The sequence below is a fragment of the Paraburkholderia sp. XV genome (assembly GCF_020177535.1).
Lineage (GTDB): Bacteria > Pseudomonadota > Gammaproteobacteria > Burkholderiales > Burkholderiaceae > Paraburkholderia > Paraburkholderia caribensis.
Genome location: NZ_JAGUUD010000101.1, coordinates 1 through 18945 on the forward strand (window position 1 = coordinate 1; position 18945 = coordinate 18945).

At 63.9% G+C, this 18945-nt stretch carries 17 protein-coding genes and 1 tRNA gene; 10 read left to right on the plus strand and 8 right to left on the minus strand.

Annotation, left to right across the window (positions count from 1 at the left end):
• Both KFO72_RS32555 and KFO72_RS32560 read right to left on the minus strand, forming a co-directional pair.
• Positions 1 to 367, minus strand: a 367-nt coding sequence (locus KFO72_RS32555; protein WP_225033837.1) for a GntR family transcriptional regulator, incomplete at its 3' end; no start/stop codon positions are given.
• Positions 368 to 591: 224 nt separating this feature from the next.
• Complete coding sequence (locus tag KFO72_RS32560; protein ID WP_062916246.1) at positions 592 to 891, minus strand: hypothetical protein; 300 nt, start codon at positions 889 to 891, stop codon at positions 592 to 594.
• Between the two features lie 382 nt (positions 892 to 1273).
• Here KFO72_RS32560 and KFO72_RS32565 point away from each other — a divergent pair, with 382 nt between their 5' ends.
• Positions 1274 to 2620, plus strand: a complete 1347-nt coding sequence (locus tag KFO72_RS32565) for a metallophosphoesterase family protein (protein ID WP_225033838.1) — start codon at positions 1274 to 1276, stop codon at positions 2618 to 2620.
• A 16-nt stretch (positions 2621 to 2636) separates the two neighbouring features.
• Here the strand turns inward: KFO72_RS32565 and KFO72_RS32570 are convergent, their stop codons facing one another.
• The gene (locus KFO72_RS32570; protein ID WP_054932605.1) at positions 2637 to 2990 is read right to left on the minus strand and encodes a DUF1428 domain-containing protein; all 354 of its coding nucleotides are present in this window, start codon (positions 2988 to 2990) and stop codon (positions 2637 to 2639) included.
• A gap of 112 nt (positions 2991 to 3102) precedes the next feature.
• Here KFO72_RS32570 and KFO72_RS32575 point away from each other — a divergent pair, with 112 nt between their 5' ends.
• The 8 genes from KFO72_RS32575 to KFO72_RS32610 all read left to right on the plus strand — a co-directional run bounded on the left by KFO72_RS32575 (position 3103) and on the right by KFO72_RS32610 (position 12328).
• Positions 3103 to 3573: a DUF2946 domain-containing protein gene (locus KFO72_RS32575; RefSeq protein ID WP_224101711.1), complete on the plus strand. Its 471-nt coding sequence runs from the start codon at positions 3103 to 3105 to the stop codon at positions 3571 to 3573.
• A gap of 113 nt (positions 3574 to 3686) precedes the next feature.
• Positions 3687 to 4568 carry a hypothetical protein gene (locus tag KFO72_RS32580; RefSeq protein WP_054932606.1) on the plus strand — a complete coding sequence of 294 codons (882 nt, stop codon included), beginning with the start codon at positions 3687 to 3689 and terminating at the stop codon, positions 4566 to 4568.
• Between the two features lie 11 nt (positions 4569 to 4579).
• The gene (locus KFO72_RS32585; protein ID WP_225033839.1) at positions 4580 to 4939 is read left to right on the plus strand and encodes a copper resistance protein CopC; all 360 of its coding nucleotides are present in this window, start codon (positions 4580 to 4582) and stop codon (positions 4937 to 4939) included.
• Between the two features lie 226 nt (positions 4940 to 5165).
• Positions 5166 to 6638: a mechanosensitive ion channel domain-containing protein gene (locus KFO72_RS32590; protein ID WP_054932611.1), complete on the plus strand. Its 1473-nt coding sequence runs from the start codon at positions 5166 to 5168 to the stop codon at positions 6636 to 6638.
• Between the two features lie 821 nt (positions 6639 to 7459).
• Positions 7460 to 8170: an ABC transporter ATP-binding protein gene (locus KFO72_RS32595; RefSeq protein ID WP_054932612.1), complete on the plus strand. Its 711-nt coding sequence runs from the start codon at positions 7460 to 7462 to the stop codon at positions 8168 to 8170.
• On the plus strand, positions 8163 to 10751 hold the full coding sequence (locus tag KFO72_RS32600; RefSeq protein ID WP_225033840.1) for an FtsX-like permease family protein: 2589 nt from the start codon (positions 8163 to 8165) through the stop codon (positions 10749 to 10751). Before KFO72_RS32595 ends, KFO72_RS32600 begins: the two co-directional genes overlap by 8 nt.
• Entirely contained in the window at positions 10751 to 11863 is a 1113-nt protein-coding gene (locus KFO72_RS32605) for a carotenoid 1,2-hydratase (protein ID WP_225033841.1), read from the plus strand. The genes KFO72_RS32600 and KFO72_RS32605 overlap by 1 nt, the downstream gene beginning before the upstream one ends.
• A 156-nt stretch (positions 11864 to 12019) precedes the next feature.
• On the plus strand, positions 12020 to 12328 hold the full coding sequence (locus tag KFO72_RS32610; protein ID WP_054932615.1) for a DUF4148 domain-containing protein: 309 nt from the start codon (positions 12020 to 12022) through the stop codon (positions 12326 to 12328).
• A gap of 41 nt (positions 12329 to 12369) precedes the next feature.
• On the opposite strand, the gene KFO72_RS32615 is transcribed toward KFO72_RS32610, so the two are convergent.
• Both KFO72_RS32615 and KFO72_RS32620 read right to left on the minus strand, forming a co-directional pair.
• A complete protein-coding gene (locus KFO72_RS32615) occupies positions 12370 to 13698 on the minus strand; it encodes a PQQ-dependent sugar dehydrogenase (protein WP_107203608.1) in 1329 nt (442 codons plus the stop codon).
• Positions 13699 to 14184: 486 nt separating this feature from the next.
• On the minus strand, positions 14185 to 15543 hold the full coding sequence (locus KFO72_RS32620) for a TAXI family TRAP transporter solute-binding subunit (protein WP_054932617.1): 1359 nt from the start codon (positions 15541 to 15543) through the stop codon (positions 14185 to 14187).
• A 194-nt stretch (positions 15544 to 15737) separates the two neighbouring features.
• Here KFO72_RS32620 and KFO72_RS32625 point away from each other — a divergent pair.
• Positions 15738 to 15814, plus strand: a tRNA-Val gene (locus KFO72_RS32625).
• A 159-nt stretch (positions 15815 to 15973) separates the two neighbouring features.
• Here the strand turns inward: KFO72_RS32625 and cyoD are convergent.
• The 3 genes from cyoD to cyoB are packed head-to-tail and all read right to left on the minus strand — an operon-like array spanning position 15974 to position 18942.
• Positions 15974 to 16315, minus strand: a complete 342-nt coding sequence (gene cyoD / locus KFO72_RS32630; protein WP_009770506.1) for a cytochrome o ubiquinol oxidase subunit IV — start codon at positions 16313 to 16315, stop codon at positions 15974 to 15976.
• On the minus strand, positions 16316 to 16930 hold the full coding sequence (gene cyoC, locus KFO72_RS32635; RefSeq protein WP_054932618.1) for a cytochrome o ubiquinol oxidase subunit III: 615 nt from the start codon (positions 16928 to 16930) through the stop codon (positions 16316 to 16318).
• Positions 16930 to 18942: a cytochrome o ubiquinol oxidase subunit I gene (gene cyoB / locus KFO72_RS32640; protein WP_054932619.1), complete on the minus strand. Its 2013-nt coding sequence runs from the start codon at positions 18940 to 18942 to the stop codon at positions 16930 to 16932. The genes cyoC and cyoB overlap by 1 nt, the downstream gene beginning before the upstream one ends.
• Positions 18943 to 18945 lie beyond the last annotated feature (3 nt).

Sequence of the window (18945 nt, forward strand, 5' to 3'; positions counted from 1 at the left end):
TGGCGTGCAGCGTGGCGAGACGCGCGGCCATGCTTTCCAGCGCGGCCCACATCTGTACCATCTCGACGATCTCGCGCTTGCTCTTGCGCACAATATAGATGCCCCGGCGCGGGATCGTGCGCACGAAGCCTTCCTGTTCGAGCAGCGTCATGGCCTCGCGCACGGGCGTGCGGCTCACGCCCAGCGATTCGCTCAGCGCGCGGTCGTCGAGGCGTATTTCGTCACGCGACGCATAGATATCGGCATCGGCGATCGCCGCGCGCAGCATCGCGTAGGCGCGATCACGCAGACTGGCGCTCGTCCCGATGGGTTGCAGTGACAGGGTGAACGGCGTAGCCGCTGGCTGACTGTCAAGTTCTGACGACATGCATCGCCTCTGATCCGGTCGGTGCGAGTGAGCACCGTAGTTGGCTCGAACGGCGCACTGCGCCGCTCCCGTATCCGCGCCCGTCTACTGCCTTCATCGTCACGCGGACTGTGAACGTATTCAGTATATCAGCGTGTGAGGTATTGTCGATCAAACCCGCATCGGCGCTGGCTGTGCAGCTTCGCCACACGCGTCGCGCAGTGTAGCGTACCCGGCAAAAGCGCTTAAGGATTAGGCACCGTCGAGGCGGCGCCTGTCGCCGCTGCCGTCAAAGCCTCAGGAGCTGAGGACGCTGCGCGCGGCGCTTCATGCGCGATCGTGCCGCATTGCAGTTGGCCGTTGTCGCTGGATTCGAGCTCGCTGGCGTTCAGGTTCGCGCAGGCGGCTTCGACGATCGTGCCGATGTCGTGCCGGTTGCGCTCGCGCGCGGCATGCTTCATTTCACTCTGGAGCCAGCCGCTGAAACTGACGACGGCGAACACGGCAACGGTGAGCAGTACGGACTCGGTCTTGGACAAACGCATCTTTGATAGGGCTTTGCAGGAGGGACGGCCAGACACGTTATCGGCAGCGGCGCAAAAAGCTTGAATGGTTCGATGGCCCGGGTGGATTTATCGAACCGTCGCGATGCATTCGCCACACAGCATGGTTAGCATCGAATTCGCCGTTAAAACGGATCGTGAAATTCATGTTCGAATTGCATGCCCGAAATGGCTATATCGAATCGCGCCGCCGTTCATGCAAATTGTCTTGAGCCAATCGTCTTGGTGTTGGCTGAATCGCTCCATTAGCCTGTCGCCAGCTTCAAGCTTCCATACCGCGAACGTTACTCTTGGCTTTCGCATTCGAATCGAAAAGCCGCAATATGCAATACGGATTTCGCCAATCCGATTATTGGAGACCACTATGGCCGCCGAACCCGAGAGCTTCCGAGATCAATTCGTCTCGCTGTTCCAGTCAGCCGTCGATCAGGTCGTGCGCAGCACGACGCCCGCCGCGACGCTCGCCTCGCGGCCGGGAACGGACAACGCGCTCGTCAATGCAGCGGCGACGATTGCGTCGCTGAAGTCGCAAGGCGCATCGGCCCTGCCCGACGTCGCGCCGGACGAAGTCGCGCAAGACGCCTGGACCTGCGCAAAGATGGGTTTTGCATTGATGGAAGCCCGCGCTCGCGGCGACGCGGCCGGCGCTGAAAGTATCGAGAACGACCTGCGCTTCAACGTCTGCGATCCGGCGTGGATCAAGGTGATCGAGAGCTACATGCAGTTCTTTGGCCCGGACGGCAAGCGCGCGTCGATTCCCTACCGGCGCGCGGCCGCCATCGGCCCCGTCACGGTGCCGCTGAAAGCAGGCGCAACGGTCGCGCTGATCGCCGACTGGGGAACGGGAACGGACGTCGCCTTGGATCTGCTGAAGCAGGCCGCGCTGCAAAACCCCGACGTCGTGATTCATCTCGGCGACATCTACTACTCGGGCACGCCGCAGGAATGCGAGGCGAACTTCAGGAACATCGTCGATAGCGTACTGTCGCGCAGCACGAAGGACGTGCCCGTCTACACGCTGTCAGGTAACCACGACATGTATTCAGGCGGCGCCGGCTATTACGGGCTGATCGACACGCTCAACGATCACGCGCGCCTTCAGCCCGCCAGCTTCTTCTGCCTGCGCAACGACGACTGGCAGTTCATCGCGCTGGACACGGGACTGCACGACTACAACCCGTTCGACGGAACGGAAGTCCTCACCTTCATCGAGCAGGATGAAGAGGACTGGATCGTCGAGCGCATCGCCGAATTCAGCGGCAAAACGATCCTGCTTTCGCATCATCAACTCTTTTCCGCGCTGTCGCAGATCGGACCGTTGCAGACGGGCGGCAAGCTCATCGCGCACAACCCGAAACTGCTCGCGAGCTATCAGCGTTTCGCGCAGGCCGCAAAGCAACCCATCAGTGCATGGTTCTGGGGCCACGAGCACAACCTGAGCATCTATCAGCCGTACCTCGGATTGAACCGCGGACGCTGCATCGGGCACGGCGCGGTGCCCGTGATCGTCGACGGACCCGAGAACGCGCCGGACCCGCGTATCGTCAACCCGCCCACTCTGCAGAACGTGCTGCTGAAAGAGGCGGACAAGATCTACATGCACGGCTTCACGATCATCCGGCTCGGGCAAGGTGCGCAGAGCGGGCAGGCGTCGGCGGAGTACTACGAAAGCAGTGACGGCACGACGCCCATGTTCACGGAAACGCTCTAGCGCCCGCTGAGCGCCGTCACACGTCGACGATCACTTCGAAGCCGCCGTAGATCAGCCGTTTGCCGTCGAACGGCATGGTCATCGCCTCCGGTTGCAGGCGCGGATCGGCCATCACCTTGCTCATGCCTTCGTCGCGCTTCGCGCGCGAAGGCCAGACGACCCACGAGAACACGACCACTTCGTCCGGCTCGCGCTTGACGGCCAGCGGGAACGACGTGAGCTTGCCTTCCGGCACGTCGTCGCCCCAGCACTCGACGACGTTCAGCGCTCCATATTCCTTGAACACGCCCGCCGCCGTCTCGGCGTGCTTGCGGTATATCTCGCGATTCTCCGCCTTCACTGCCACCACGAATCCATCTACATAGTTCATTGCCGCCTCCTGTATGAAATCGTCAGATGCCGGGCATAAAAAACGCCGCTGCCCGGTTCTACACGGACGACGATCGACGCGACAGCAAATCGACAGCTTCGCGAATATTTTCATGTCCGGCTGCGCGGCGGGCGTGCACCGCATGCCGCGCCAATGTCATAATCCGCGCAGCATTTCACACACGTTTTCCATCGACATGGCGAGCCGGTTCCATCGGAAGATTGGCTGCATTCTCGGATTGCTCGCGATCCTGATGGCGGCGCTCGCACCTACCGTGTCGCAGGCCATCGCGGCGAGCCGCGGCGCATACGACCCCGCCGCCGCGCTCTGCTCCGCCCAAACGGCCAGTCCCGCCGACACCCGGGAGGACGACGCCGGCAATACGCACACGCTCGCCTCGCACTGGCATGCATGCGGCTATTGCAGCCTGCTCGCGCATCTTCCCGTGCTGCCCGCGGCACCGTCGACGTTCGCGCTGACGGTCGCCGCGATGACACAGCGCGTCGCAGTTCGCTTCGAAAGCGTCGCGCTCGTCACTCCCTTCGAAAGCGCGCAGCCGCGCGCGCCGCCCGTGCATCTCTGAGTCGAACCCGCGTATCCGCAATGCCGTCACGGCGTTGCCGTTTTCGCGCACGCCGCGTTGCCGCTTCCCCGCGCGCACGCGGCCGGTGCGCGCGCCCACTCAGGATCACACACATGAACACCCGACACTTCAGGCGCGGCAGGCTGCCGTTCGCCGGCTGCATGCTCGCCGCCCTGCTCGCTCCTTCCATTTCTCACGCGCACGCGATTGCGGGCGACCGTGTCTTCCCTGCGACGATGGCCGTCGACGATCCCGGCGTCAGCGACGAACTCAATCTGGAATACGGCCACCAGCGCGTGCGCGGCGACGATGGCGACCAGAGCGTCAACAGCTTCAGCTTCGAGTACGACAAGCTGATTACGCCGCGCCTCGCGGTGTCGCTCGGAGGCGCCTACGTCGGGCAGAACAATCCGACCGCGCACGGCTTCGACAACTTCAGCGTCGGCCTCAAGTACCTGCTGTACGTGAACGAGGCGCACGAGTTCATGACGTCGATAGGCGTCGATGCGGACCTGGGCGGCACGGGCAGCCACGCGATTGGCGAGAGCTTCTCGACCATCTCGCCGACGATCTTCGCCGGCAAGGGCTTCGGCGACCTGCCCGATTCGCTGGCGTATCTGCGCCCCATCGCGATCACGGGCGAGGCGGGCCCCGCGTTCACGACGGGCGCCGGCCAGCCGAATGCGTTCAATTACGGCGTGACCGTGCAATACAGCCTGCCCTATCTGCAGCAGCACGTGCGCGACGTCGGCTTGCCGCAGCCGCTCGCGAACCTGATCCCCATCGTCGAAATTCCGCTGTCGCGCAGCCAGGGGCAAACCACGGGCACGATCAACCCGGGCGTCATCTGGATCAACCGTTATGGGCAATTCGGCATCGAGGCGCAAATCCCCGTGAATCACGCGAGCGGCTCGCATGTCGGCGTGCTGGTTCAAGCGCATCTGTTCTTCGACGACATCGCGCCCACGACGATCGGCAAACCGCTTTTCCCATAGCGAGGACCATCATGAACACGACCCGACTTGCGGCGGCGCTGGCGCTGTCACTCACGCTGATGCCGCTCGCGGCGCTGGCCCATGTGTTTCCGCAGAAACAGGAGCCCGGCGCGGGCACGACCGTCGAGGCGCCCGCGAGGGTGACCATCACCTTCGACGGCCCGCTCGAACCCGCCTTCAGTTCGTTGACCGTCACGGATGCAGCGGGCAAGCAGGTGAGCACCTCGAAATCGACGATCGATGCGCAGCAGCCGAGCGTCGCGTCGGTCGCGCTGCCCGCGCTGGCCGCGGGGAAATACACGGTGCATTGGGTGGCCGTGGCGTCGGACGGACATCGCACGCACGGCGATTACTCGTTCAACGTGAAGTGATGAGGCGCGCCGAACACCACGTACGCTCTGCTGCATCGCGATTGAAAATGTCGTAGAAAATGGGCTGAATGCGCGACGCGCGGCGTCATGAAACTGGACATGACGCCGCGTTGCACCAGGCCGTGCTACTGTCGCGAGGAGCCGTTGCGAGCGGGCGTTGAAACGCCCGTTGCACGCGGCCGGCCTGCACGTCGCTTTGACCGTTCAACCCCGCTATGGAGTGTGCGTGAACAATCCGCTGATTTTTGGCTTTGCGCTCGTCGCAGTCGATGTCGTGATCTGGCGTTGCACCACCCCAAAAAACGAAGTCGCGCGGTTGCTGGTGCGGCTGTGCATTTACGCGGCGCTCAGCGCACTGCTGTTCGGCTCGGGCCTGAGTCCGTTTTCGCAGGCGCCTTACGCGGATTCGAAGCCGTTGCACGTGCTTGGCCAGGTGCTTGAAATCATCTGGTGGCTGATGGGCGCGCGTCTGCTCAGCCTTGCGCTCGACACGTTGCTGTTGCCGCAGACCTGGCGCCGTCAAAGGCTCTTCTCGGACGTATTCGGCGCGGTGGTGTTTCTCGCGGCTGCCGTCGCGGCGCTCGGCTTCGTGCTCGAACTGCCGGTGCGCGGGCTGGTCGCGACATCGGGCGCGCTCGCCATCGTGCTTGGCCTTGCGATCCAGAGCACGCTCAGCGACGTGTTTGCCGGCATTGTGATCAACACGACCGAGCCGTATCACATTGGCAACTGGGTGATCATCGACGGCGTCGAGGGCAAGGTGCTGGAGATGAACTGGCGCGCGACGCATCTGCTGACATCGCAAGGCAATATCGTGATCGTGCCGAATGCCGTGGCGGCGAAGGCGAAGATCACGAACAGCAGCCGGCCGCCGGCGCTGCACGGCGTGACCCTCATGCTGGAGATCACGCCCGAAGCGCGTCCGAGCGTGGTGCTGGCTGCGCTCGAACGCGCGCTGGCGGGCGTGCGCGCGGTGATCGCCGACCCGGCGCCGTATGCGATCGTGAAGCGGACCAGCATCATGTCCGTCACATACGAGGCGACTGCGTATGTCGACGACATGAGCAAGAAGCTCGCCGTCACGAACGAGCTGTTTGACTTGTGCTACCGGCAGTTGCAGGCGGCGGGCGTCGATCTGAAGCCGCTTGGGGGCGGGTATGCGCCTTCGCCTTCGGCCTTGCCGACGCAGCAGATCGATCCGCGCGTTGCGCTGCTGCGGCGCGTGGAGATTTTTGCCGCGTTGACGGCGGACGAGTTGCAGCGTCTTGCGCCTATGCTGTCCCGTCGCTCTTATGAGCGTGGCGACACGGTGGTCACGCCGGACACGGTGCTCGACCATTTGACGATTGTGGATTCGGGGGTGCTGTCTGTGGTGGCGCAGGATACGTCTGGGCCTGTCGAAGTGACTCGTCTGGGTCCTGGCGACGCGATGGGTGAATTCGGTCTGCTGGCAGGTATGCCCGCGCGTGTGACGATCTCGGCGCTTACGTCGGCGACTGTTTATCAGTTGAAGAAGGAAGATTTGACGCCGCTGCTGAAGGATAAGCCAGATGTCGCGAGGGAGATGTGTCAGATGCTGTCGCGGAGGCAGGATACGCTGGGCAAGCTCGGGACGCCGGCGCCTGTTGCGCAATCCGAGCAGTCGATTTTTCAATGGCTGCTGGATGGGATGAAGAAGTTGCATGATCTGACGTTTTGAGTTTTTTTTGTCTGCGACGCTGGGGGTTGTGTTGGCATTCGCGGTTTGGTTGTTCGGGCCTTTGCGCTGGCATTCGCGGTTTGCTTTTGCTTTTGCTTTCGCTGGCATCCGCGAATTGTTAGCGTGCTTCACGCGTCGCCCCTGTGCGGGGCGGCACCTACTTTTCTTTGCCGCCGCAAAGAAAAGTAGGCAAAAGAAAGCGGCTCACACCGACAGTGCTAGTTCTTGCCTGAGGGCCCCCAAAGGGTCTTACGCTCCACACGACAACGTACTTATCAATGCCCGTTGCCAACGCTTCGAATGAACGCCTCACCCGCTTCACATACCCGTACCCGTTCAAGCGGCAGCGAACGTTATATGCCGCCCAGGTGGCAAACTGTGTGCAGGTTGTCGCGACGCAGAAGCCGGCGCTCTACAACGGACACCAACCTTGCTTTCCAGCCCGGAGTGCTGCGTGTATTGCGCGAAGGCCGACACACAGTTTGCCACCTGGGCGGCGGCAGACTGTCCGGCGCGGCGTGCTGGACGCGGATGTATGAAGGGGGTGAGGCGTACAGAGAGAGCGTTGGCAACGCAGGCGGGCCCGAGCGTTACCGTGCGAAGTACGGGGACGCTGGGGGCCCCTGGACAAACGTCAAGAGCTGGCGGTGTGAGCCGCTTTCTTTTGCCTACTTTTCTTTGCGGCGGCAAAGAAAAGTAGGTGCCGCCCCGCACAGGGGCAACGCGTGAAACACGCTAACAATTCGCGGATGCCAGCGAAAAGACCAAACCCACCCCCAGCGTCGCAGACAAAAAAAAACCAACACACCTCAAGGACCCACATGCCGCCCCCGGCCCTCCCCCCCGCACTAGAATGCCGCTCGCTGAGCAAAGCCTACGCAACAAACCGCGTAGTCCTGTCCAGCCTGGACTTCAAACTGGCAGCAGGCGAATTCATCGCCATCATGGGCGACTCAGGCGTCGGCAAATCAACGCTATTGAACCTGATAGCGGGCCTGGACCGCGCCGATAGCGGCGAAGTGCTCATCGACGGCACGCCCGTCTCGACGCTGAACGACGATGCCGCCACGCGCCTGCGCCGCGAAAAACTCGGCTTCGTCTTTCAGGCGTTCCACGTGCTGCCACATCTGACGCTCGCGCAAAACGTCGCGCTACCGTTACTGCTGAATGGCATCCCGCCGCAACGCGCACTCGACATGCTCGCCGCCGTCGGTCTGGAAGGACGCGGACACGATATGCCGCGCCAGCTATCGGGCGGCGAACTGCAGCGCGTCGCCATCGCTCGCGCACTCGTGCACCGTCCCACGCTGATCCTCGCCGACGAGCCCACAGGCAATCTCGACCCCGACACCGCGCATGAAGTGCTCGCGCTGCTGCGCGAAGAAACCAAGGCGAACGGCGCAGCAACGATGATGGTCACGCATTCGCAAGCAGCCGCCGCCGTCGCCGACCGCGTACTCATCCTGAGCGAAGGCAAACTGCACGCGATGCACGCAACATCGCCCCACGCCTCGCGCCAGAACCATGAATGACACAGCGTTCAGCGCAACCGCGCACCCCACGCGCCACGGACTGCGCACGCTCACGCGCTGGCTGCTAGCCGCCGAGTGGCACAGCCACAAAGGCCGCGCCCTGATCGCGATTGCGACCATCGCGCTCGGCGTCGCACTCGGCTACGCCGTGCAACTGATCAACAGCGCCGCGTTCAACGAATTCTCGGCGGCGACGCGCAGCCTGTCGGGCCAGGCTGACTTGCAGGTGCGCGGCGCACAGCCCACGTTCGATGAAAGCGCCTATCCACGACTCGCGACACAACCCGGCGTCGCGCTCGCCAGCCCCGTGCTCGAACTCGACGTGACCGTGCCGGATCGCACCGCGCCGCTGAAAGTGCTCGGCATCGACATGTTCCGCGCGAGCCGCATCGCGCCCGATCTGACGGGTGTGACGGACAGCAGCCGCCCGCTCGACGCTCTCGCCAGCGACGCCATCTTCCTCTCGCCCGCCGCGCAGCAATGGCTCGGCGTGCGCGCCGGCGAGACCGTGACGTTGCGCAGCGGTACGTCCGATGTGCATCTGCGCGTGGCGGGCAGCATCGTCAGGGCGCGGCCCGGGCAACGCATCGCGGTGATGGACATCGCGGCCGCGCAATGGCGCTTCGCGCGCCTCGGCAAGCTGTCGCGCGTCGATCTGCAACTCGAACGCGGCGTCGATCGCGAACGGTTCAGGCGCGCGTTGCAGGACCAGCTCGGCAGCCGGTTCGCCGTGGGCGAAACGCGCGATGTAGAAAGCCGCACCGACCGGCTGTCGCGCGCCTACCGGATCAACATGAACGTGCTCGCGCTGGTCGCGCTGTTCACGGGCGCGTTTCTCGTATTCTCGACGCAGGCCCTCGGCGTGGTGCGCCGGCGCGCGCAGTTCGCGATGCTGCGCGTGCTCGGCCTCACGCGCACGCAGTTGCTGCGGCAGATTCTGCTCGAAGGCGCGCTGCTCGGCACGCTCGGCTCGGCGGCGGGCATCGCGCTCGGCTTCGCGCTCGCCTATGTCGTGCTGCGCTTTTTCGGCAGCGATCTGGGCGGCGGCTACTTCCCCGGCGTTCAACCGACGGTCGGCTTCGAGCCGGTCGCCAGCGCGATTTTCGTCGTGCTCGGCATCGCCGTGTCGCTGCTCGGCAGTCTGGTGCCCGCGCTCGAAGCGGCGCGCGCCCATCCCGCGCCCGCGCTGAAAGCGGGCGGCGAGGAAGCCGCGCTCGGCAATCTGTCGACGCCGTGGCCCGCGCTCGTCTGCATCGCTCTCGGCGTGGCGCTGACGCAGACGCCGCCCGTGTTCGACGTGCCGATTGCGGGCTATCTCGCTGTCGCGCTGCTGCTGATCGGCGGCATCGCGCTGATGCCGCGCGTCACGTCGCTGCTGTTTCGCGCGCTGAGCCGTCCGCTCGATGGAAGCGACACACGGCGCACCGCCACGCCCGTCGTTGCGCTTGCGCTCGCGCGCCTCGCGAACGCGCCGGGCCAGGCATCGATCGCGATGGGCGGCGTGCTGTCGAGCTTCACATTGATCGTCGCGATGGCGATCATGGTGTCGAGCTTTCGCGTGTCGGTCGAAGACTGGCTTGCGCACCTGTTGTCCGCCGACGTCTATGTCCGCGTCGCGCCGAACGGCGACACGGGCGGGCTGAATCCCCAGCAGCAGGCAATGCTGGCCGCCACGCCCGGCATCCGCCACGCGGCGTTCGCGCGCACCTCGCAACTGGCGCTCGATCCGTCGCGACCGTCCGTTGCCTTGCTCGCGCGCGAAATCGATGCCGCCGATCCCGGTGCGAATCTGCAGATCACCGGGGCGATCCTGCCGCCGTCCGCGTTGCGCGCTGGCGAAACACCCGTGTGGGCGTCGGAAGCGATGGTCGATCTGTACGGCTATCACGTCGGTCAACGGCTGATGCTGCCGATCGGCGAGCACGGCGCCGTGTTTGTCGTCGCGGGCATCTGGCGCGACTACGTGCGGCAGACAGGCGCGCTGCAAATCCGTCTCGCCGATTACCGGCGCCTCACGGGCGACACCGGCGCTACCGACGCCGCCCTCACCCTGGAGCGCGGCGTGAGCGCCGGGCAGGCGATCACCGCATTGCGCGCATTGCCGTTCGCCAGCGCACTCGACTTCGCGCAACCCGGCGACATCCGGGCACGCACGCTGACCATCTTCGACCGCAGCTTCGCCGTCACGTATCTGCTGGAGGCCGTCGCGATCGTGATCGGACTGTTCGGCGTCGCGGCGACGTTCTCGGCACAGACGCTGTCGCGCTCGCGCGAGTTCGGCATGCTGCGGCACGTGGGCGTGACGCGTGGACAGATTCTCGCGCTGCTCGCGATGGAAGGCGGGCTGCTCACCGCGCTCGGCATCGCGATGGGCTGCATGCTCGGCTTTGCGATCAGCCTGATCCTTGTGTTCGTCGTCAACCCGCAGTCGTTTCACTGGAGCATGTCGCTGCATGTGCCGTGGACGCTGCTATCCGTGCTGGCGCTCGTGATGCTCGCGTCGTCGTGCACGACGGCCGTCGCGGCGGGCCGCCGCGCTGTCTCCATCGATGCCGTGCGCGCGGTCAGGGAGGACTGGTGATGCATGCCGCCCGTATTCTGTTGCTCGTGTTCGCGTGTCTGCTTCGCGGATCGGCGGGTTTCGCGGCCGAACCGCAATTCGCGGCCGTTGCGCCGGACAAGTCGATTGAACTGCCTCGCGACACGGGTGCGCATCCCGCGTTTCGCACCGAATGGTGGTACGCGACGGGCTGGCTGGAGACGCCCGATCATCAGCCGCTCGGCTTTCAGATCACCTTCTTCCGCTCAGCGACGGGGCATCCTGCGAGCGACCCGAGCGCGTTCGCGCCGACGCAGCTGATCATCGCGCACGCCGCGCTCAGCGATCCGCGACTCGGCCGGCTCGTGCACGACCAGAAGATCGCCCGGCAAGGCTTCGGCCTCGCCTACGCGAAGCCGGACAACACCGACGTCCGGCTCGATAGCTGGCGGATGGTCCGCGCGCCGGACGGCCACTACGACGTGAACGCCGACGCCGGCGGCTTCGCGTTGCATCTGACATTCACGCCGACCCAGGCGCCGCTCCTTCAGGGCGACCACGGCTACTCGCGCAAAGGACCGCTGCCGGAACAGGCGAGCTACTACTACAGCGAACCCCAATTGCGCGTGACGGGCAGCGTGACACGTCCATCCGCCGATGGCGCGAGCCGCGCGCCGGCGCCAACGTCCGTCACGGGCAGCGCATGGCTCGATCACGAATGGTCGAGCACATTGCTCGCGTCCGATGCCGTCGGCTGGGACTGGCTCGGCGCGAACCTGACGGGCGGCGCGGCGCTGATGGCGTTCAAGGTGCGCGCCGCCGATGGACACGCGGTCTGGGCGCACGCCGCGCTGCGCACGGCCGATGGACATGTCACGCAATACGGCCCCAGCGACGTCGACTTTTCGCCGACCCGCCAATGGCGTTCGCCGCGCACGAACACGCAATACCCCGTGGCGACCGTCGTACGCACTGGCGACACCCGCTGGCAACTGACGCCCTTGCTCGACGATCAGGAACTCGATTCGAGCGAATCGACGGGCGCGCTCTACTGGGAAGGCGCCGTCGCCATCCGCCGCGACGGGCAGCCAGCCGGGCACGGCTACCTCGAACTCACCGGCTACGGCAAAAAGCTGTCGCTCGAACGGCGCTGACGCCCGCCCGGCGGGCATTTAGGGGTAAACCCTGAAATCTGGAAAAGTCACTTCCACCGGATGGGCTTAATCTTAAGCGGCTACTTACCTACACTTACTACAACTGATTGCGAACAGGGCTGTTCGCAAAGTCGAAAACAAAGTTGGAGGTTCATCATGAAGTCGCTGATCAAGGCTGTTGCCATCGCTGCTGTGCTCGCTATCCCCGCCGTGTCGTTCGCCCAGTCGAACCAGCCTGTTACTCGCGCTCAGGTCCGCGCCGAGCTGGTTCAACTGGAACAGGCCGGCTATCGTCCGGGCGCAGGCACGGAAGCGCACTACCCCGATGAGATCCAGGCCGCGCAAGCGCGCGTGAACGCGCAGAACGGCGCGGCGAGCGGTTACGGCGGTGTCGCGAACGCATCGCAGGCGGGCCGCCCGGGCGTGTCGGCGGCGGACTGGAATGCGATGTACAACCATCCGTAAACCGCGTCGATACCCGCTTCACTTCGCCGCCCGTCCGGCATCTACTTCGCGCCCGCAGTCCCCGTAGCGGGCGCGATTCGCCACACCGCGTTGCCGACATCGTCGGCAACCAGCAGCGCGCCGCGCGCATCCAGCGCCACGCCGACGGGCCGCCCAACCGCGTGCCCGTCCGGCCTCAGGAATCCCGTCAGAAAATCTTCCGGTCCACCCGACGGCTTGCCATTCTCGAACGGCACGAAGATCACCTTGTAGCCCGCAAACGGCTTTCTGTTCCATGAGCCGTGCTGACCGACGAATGCGCCGCCACGGTAGCGGTCCGGGAACAGCCTGCCGTCATAAAACGCCAATCCGAGCGATGCCGTGTGATTGCCGAGCGCATAGTCCGGCGCGATGGCGCGCGCGACCATGTCCGGGTTCTGCGGCTTCACCCGCGAATCGACATGCTGGCCGTAATAGCTGAACGGGAAGCCATAGAACGCGCCGTCCTTCACCGACGTCATGTAGTCGGGCACGAGGTTGTTGCCCAGTTCGTCGCGTTCGTTCACGGTCGTCCACAGCACGCCCGATTGAGGTTGCCACGCCATGCCGTTCGGATTGCGCAGGCCGGTTGCGTAAGGCCGCATCGTGCCGCTCGCGATATCGAATTCGAGGATGCGCGCGCGGTCGGCTTCCGCTTCGACGCCGTGCTCCGCTGCATTGCTGTTCGAGCCAACCGTGATGTAGAGCCGTTTGCCGTCGCGGCTCGCCAGAATATTTTTGGTCCAATGATGGTTGATCGGGCCGGCAGGCAGATCGGCGACCTTCACGCCCTGCGCGGCGATCCGTGTTTCGCCCGTGACGTAATCGAAGCGCAGCAACGCGTCGGTATCGGCGACATACAGCTGGTTGCCGATCAGCGCCATGCCGAACGGCGAATGCAGCTTGTCGATGAATACGCTTTGCGTTTCGGCGCTGCCGTCGCCGTCGGCGTCACGCAGCAGCACGATCCGGTCGGGGCTCGGCACGCCCGCGCCCGCGCGCTTCTGGAACTGCTTCGTGATCCAGCCGACGACGCCGCCGCCTTTGTCATGCGGCTGCGGCGTGTTGGTCTCGGCCACCAGCACGTCGCCGTTCGGTAGCGTGTAGAGCCAGCGCGGATGCTGGAGATTCGCGGCGAATGGCGTCACGGCGAAACCGGGCGGCGCGGTGGGATGCGTTCCGGCGGCACGCGGTTCGACAGGCGCGATGTGGACCGTCGGGACAAGCGACTTGTCGGGCGCGGGCAGGGTTGGCGATGGGCCGAAACTCGCTTCTTCGGGCGTATTGGATGACGCCGCACAGGCGGCAAGCGGAACGACGCAAATCGCGATCAGGATGGGGCGAACGCGCATGGAATCTCCAGCGTCAGCGCAGCGGGAACGGCGCAGGTGATAACTGCGCAGCAAATGTCTTGCCCGGTGCCGAGGATTCAACACGTGTGACGCGTGGAGACGGCGGCGCGGCGAGTGGAGTTCTCCACAGTTTCTGGTGACAAGCCTGTGAGTAACCTGGGCAAGACCGACGCAAGTCATTGACGCGATTCAGATTGCATCCGATGCATCCGCCTCGCGTCACTCGCGCACGCTTCCTCTGCGCGCGGATACGCCGCGAGGTTGTCCACAGTTTCCGTTCATAAGCCTGTGGGTATCCTGCGCAAGACTCACGCAACTCGTTGATGCCATTCAGATTGCATCCGATGCATCCGATGTCGCTCGCAACACGCCCCCGACGTTATCCACAGTTTTCGTTCATAACCCTGTGGACAACACCCGGACTCGCGGCTTATCCCCCTGACGCATCACGATTTTTCCTCACGACGCCCTCATGCAGCACATCCGCTACTGCTGTGCATGCACGCGCTCCCGCACGCCTTCCAGCCGCTCCCGCACGAACCGGACATGCTCGCGCAACACATAGAACCCGTCTGCATAAGCAAGCGGCATCCGCAGCGTATTCAGCGACGCCTCGATGCCGTCCAGTTCCGCAAGCAGCTTCGCGCGTTCTTCGTCCGAAGAGCTGCGCATCGCGTCGCGTTCGATCGCGATCAGCGCGCCGTAGTACCGGTAAATCCGCGAGCGCACACGCCAGGTGAACAGCGCAGGAATGAGCCGCAACGCGGGAATCAGCAGCACGGCGATCGGCAGCAGCAACACCAGCAAACGGTCGACCACCGTCGCGATCCAGAACGGCAGCGTCCGGTACAGAAAGCTCTTGCCCGATTTGTAGTAGCGCGTCGCATCCTCGCTGATGCGGAATTCGCGCGCGACGGAATTCGGAAACTGCCCTGCCTTCTGCAGCAGTCCCGCCGGCCCGTTCACTTCCTGCGCGGCTTCGATCAACAGATCGGATATCGCCGGATGCAGGTTCGAGCGCGCCACCAGTTCGACCGTCGGGCTGATCAGATGAAGCGGTTCGGGCGGAATGCGGCGCCTCAGATCGAGCAGACCTACAGGGAGATCGAGATTGTCGAGATACGGAAAGATCCGCGTATAGGCATCCGCTTCGTTGAAATTCATCACCGAGACGCCCGGAATAGTCAGCAGGCGCAGGATCATCGCGCGCGTGGTCGAGTCGCCGCTCAGCAGCGCGGCGTCGATCTGGTTGGTCACGAGCGCTTTGGCGGCGTCGAGCCCGTCGAGCGGCAAGAGTGTCGTATCGCCGCCCGGCACGATGCCGTTCGCCTCGAGCAGTTCGAGCGACAGCATCCGCGTGCCGCTGCCTTCGCGGCCAATCGCGACCCGCTTGCCTTCCAGATCCGACAACTGCGACAGCCCCTTGCCGCGGTACACGACGATCAGCGGCACATACGACACCGTGCCGAGCGACATCAGCGACGTCGTATCCCGGCCCGCCGAGACGCCGCCCTGCACGAGCGCGACATCCACCCGCTGCTTCGGGTCGAGCAGCCGGTCGAGATTCTGCACGGAGCCATCGGATTCCAGCACGTCGAGCTTCACGCCATTGCGCCCGAGGATCTTTCGATACTCCTGCGCGTACTGCATGAACGAGCTGTCGTGCGGGCCGGCGCTGATCGTGATCGAGCGCGGCGGCGCGGGGTCGACCAGCCATATGACGAGCCAGGCAAGCATCGCGAAGATCACCACGAACGGCAGAAACGACACGGCCAGATCGCGCCACACGGCATGGGTATGGTCGCGAACGACTCGCGGAAAATGCTGACGAACATTTTTCTTCATGGCCCGGCTCGCCTCCGAGATGCATCAGCGCCCATCGTAGCCGTCTCGCGCTGCTCTGTGGAGGACCTTCGCGCGCGCCCGCTTTTCATCCCCCTTGTCATGGGCCGTTGTCGGGCGATTCCGCCATCGACAACAAAATTGCCGCGAGCCCTTGCGCGATCGAAAGTGTGTCTCTATAATTCGCGCTCTTCGCTAGGCTCGTAGCTCAGCTGGTTAGAGCACCACCTTGACATGGTGGGGGTCGTTGGTTCGAGTCCAATCGAGCCTACCAACGAATATACGCAGTAAATGAAGGCGGCAAGCATCGTATGCTTGCCGCTTTTTTTTGCGTTCCACGCCAACAAAAAAGCCGAAGGACACGCTTGTCCTTCGGCTTCCGTTCACGGGGCATCGCACTCGCGCGCAAGGCCCCGATGCATCCGCAACGGCTTCAGCGCGACATCATGTTCATGCTGACGTTGTGCATCACCCACACCGTCCCGAACACCAGGAACATCGCGGCCAGCACCGTATAGGCGAGCGCAAGCGTGTTCCAGCGCTGCCCTGATGTCGACACGCTCATGTGCAGGAAGAACACCAGATGCACGACGATCTGCACGACGGCGAGCGCCGCCAGCGCGAACGGCGCCGATGCGGCGGGGAGCCAGCCTTGCAGCACGATGCCGAACGCAGCGGCCGTCAACACCACGGCCAGCACGAACCCGATCACATATCCGCCGATACCGCCGTGCCCCGCTTCGCCATGAAGCGCATGGGAATTCGAGTGAGCCATTTAGATCGCGCTCCCGAGGTAGACAAAAGTAAACACGCAAATCCACACGACATCGAGGAAGTGCCAGAAAAGACTCAGACAGGTCAGCCTTGTGATTTCACGCTGGGTCAGTTGCGGCGCGCGCGCCACCTGCACGGCGAGCACGGCCATCCAGATCAGCCCCGTCGCGACGTGCAGGCCGTGCGTGCCGACCAGCACGAAGAACGACGACAGGAACGCGCTGCGCGACGGGCCCGCGCCTTCCGCGAGCAGATGCGAGAACTCGCTCAGTTCGAGCTTCAGGAACACGAGGCCAAGCACGAACGTGACCGCGAGCCAGCCGAGCACGGCGCGCGAGTTCCGCCCGCGTGCGGCGACCATCGCGAAGCCGTACGTGATGCTGCTCAACAGCAGCGCAGCCGTTTCGACGGCGACGCCGGGAATGTCGAACAGATCCTTCCCGGTCGGCCCGGCGTTGAACTGATGCGCCATCACGGCGAACACCGCGAATAGCGATGCGAACAGCACGCAGTCGGTCATCAGGTACAGCCAGAAGCCGAACACCGAATGCGATTCGCCATGATGGCCGTGGCCATCGACCTCGTTCAGGGTTGCGGCGTGAACTTTTTGCAGCATCACTCGACCTCCGCGAGCGCCGGCGACACTTCCACATGCTTCGGAAGCGGCGTGCGGCCTTTGTTTTCGATTGTCCGCACCACGTCGGACGGGATGAAGTAACCGTCGTCGCGACCGAAGCTGCGGCCGATCACGGTTGCCGCAATCGCCACCAGCGAGACGATCGCGAGCCACCAGATGTGCCACACGGCAGCGAACCCGAACGCGAGGCTGAACACGCCGATGAAGAAGCCTGCGCTCGTGTTCGACGGCATGTGAATGTCCTGATACGCCGCCTGAATCCCGAGGCCCTTGCCCGTTTCCTTCATGTGCGCGAACGCATCCAGTTCCTCTACGACGGGAATCGTCGCGAAGTTATAGACGGGCGGCGGCGACGAGATCGACCATTCGAGTGTGCGGCCGCCCCACGGATCGCCCGTGACGTCGCGATACTCCGGCTTGTTGCGATTGATGATGCTGACCACCACCTGCACGACCTGGAACACGACGCCGACCGCGATCAGCGCGGCGCCGCATGCCGCGACGATCATCAACGGCTGCCAGGCGGGATTGTCGTAGTGATTCAGACGACGCGTCGCACCCATGAAACCGAGCACGTACAGCGGGGTGAACGCCACAAAGAAACCGACGAACCAGCACCAGAATGCGCTCTTGCCGAGCTTGTCGTTGAGCTTGAAGCCGAACACCTTCGGGAACCAGTAGCTGAACCCGGCCAGATAGCCGAACACCACACCGCCGATAATCGTGTTGTGGAAGTGCGCGACGAGGAACAGCGAGTTATGCAGCACGAAGTCCGCACCCGGGATCGCGAGCATCACGCCCGTCATGCCGCCGATCGTGAAGGTGACCATGAAGCCGATCGTCCACAGCACGGGCGCCGTGAATTCGAGGCGGCCGCGATAGATCGTGAAGAGCCAGTTGAAGATTTTCACGCCCGTCGGAATGGCGATGATCATCGTCGCGATACCGAAGAACGCATTGACGTCGGCGCCCGAGCCCATCGTGAAGAAGTGGTGCGCCCACACGAGGAACGCCAGCACCATGATTGCGCAGCTCGCGTACACCATCGTCTTGTAGCCGAACAGCGGCTTCTTCGCGAACGTCGAAATCACTTCCGAGTAGATACCGAACGCGGGCAGAACCAGGATGTAAACCTCCGGATGTCCCCAGGCCCAGATCAGGTTCAGATAGAGCATGGCGTTGCCGCCGGCTTCGTTCGTGAAGAAGTGCATGTCCGCGTAACGGTCGAGGCCGAGCAGCGCCAGCGCGATGGTCAGGATCGGGAACGTCGCCATGATCAGCACGTTCGAGCACAACGCCGTCCACGTGAACACGGGCATCTTCATCAGCGTCATGCCGGGCGCGCGCATCTTGACGATCGTCACGAAGAAGTTGATTGCCGTGATCAGCGTGCCGACACCCGAGAGTTCGAGCGCCCAGATGTAGTAATCGACGCCCACGCCCGGGCTGAACTGCAACTCGGACAGCGGCGGGTACGCGAGCCAGCCGACCTGTGCGAACTCGCCGATCACCAGCGAGATGTTCATCAGGATCGCGCTGATCGCCGTCATCCAGAACGACAGCGAATTCAGGAACGGGAACGCGACATCGCGCGCGCCGATCTGCAACGGCACGACAATATTGAAGAGCCCCACCATCAGCGCCATCGCCATGAAGAAGATCATGATGACGCCGTGCGCGGTGAAAATCTGGTCATAGTGATGCGGCGGCAGATAACCGGTCGCGCCGCCGCTCGCGAGCGCGAGTTGCAGGCGCATCATCGCGGCGTCGGCGAAACCGCGCAGCAGCATCAGCACAGCGACGACGATATACATCACGCCAATGCGCTTGTGATCGACGGACGTGAGCCATTCCGTCCACAACCAGCGCCATTTTTTCAGGCGCGTAACGAGCACGACGACGGCCAGCACGATCAGCCCCATCAGGGCGGCCGCGCCCATGATGATCGGCTGGTCGAACGGAATCGCCTCTAAAGTCAGATTGCCGAACATGGG

Bases quoted from the DNA above. Each gene is read 5' to 3' on its own strand.
- KFO72_RS32560 (WP_062916246.1), bottom strand. From the start codon at position 891: ATGCGTTTGTCCAAGACCGAGTCCGTACTGCTCACCGTTGCCGTGTTC.
- KFO72_RS32565 (WP_225033838.1), top strand. From the start codon at position 1,274: ATGGCCGCCGAACCCGAGAGCTTCCGAGATCAATTCGTCTCGCTGTTC.
- KFO72_RS32570 (WP_054932605.1), bottom strand. From the start codon at position 2,990: ATGAACTATGTAGATGGATTCGTGGTGGCAGTGAAGGCGGAGAATCGC.
- KFO72_RS32575 (WP_224101711.1), top strand. From the start codon at position 3,103: ATGTCCGGCTGCGCGGCGGGCGTGCACCGCATGCCGCGCCAATGTCAT.
- KFO72_RS32580 (WP_054932606.1), top strand. From the start codon at position 3,687: ATGAACACCCGACACTTCAGGCGCGGCAGGCTGCCGTTCGCCGGCTGC.
- KFO72_RS32585 (WP_225033839.1), top strand. From the start codon at position 4,580: ATGAACACGACCCGACTTGCGGCGGCGCTGGCGCTGTCACTCACGCTG.
- KFO72_RS32595 (WP_054932612.1), top strand. From the start codon at position 7,460: ATGCCGCCCCCGGCCCTCCCCCCCGCACTAGAATGCCGCTCGCTGAGC.
- KFO72_RS32600 (WP_225033840.1), top strand. From the start codon at position 8,163: ATGAATGACACAGCGTTCAGCGCAACCGCGCACCCCACGCGCCACGGA.
- KFO72_RS32605 (WP_225033841.1), top strand. From the start codon at position 10,751: ATGCATGCCGCCCGTATTCTGTTGCTCGTGTTCGCGTGTCTGCTTCGC.
- KFO72_RS32610 (WP_054932615.1), top strand. From the start codon at position 12,020: ATGAAGTCGCTGATCAAGGCTGTTGCCATCGCTGCTGTGCTCGCTATC.
- KFO72_RS32615 (WP_107203608.1), bottom strand. From the start codon at position 13,698: ATGCGCGTTCGCCCCATCCTGATCGCGATTTGCGTCGTTCCGCTTGCC.
- KFO72_RS32620 (WP_054932617.1), bottom strand. From the start codon at position 15,543: ATGAAGAAAAATGTTCGTCAGCATTTTCCGCGAGTCGTTCGCGACCAT.
- cyoD (WP_009770506.1), bottom strand. From the start codon at position 16,315: ATGGCTCACTCGAATTCCCATGCGCTTCATGGCGAAGCGGGGCACGGC.
- cyoC (WP_054932618.1), bottom strand. From the start codon at position 16,930: ATGCTGCAAAAAGTTCACGCCGCAACCCTGAACGAGGTCGATGGCCAC.
- cyoB (WP_054932619.1), bottom strand. From the start codon at position 18,942: ATGTTCGGCAATCTGACTTTAGAGGCGATTCCGTTCGACCAGCCGATC.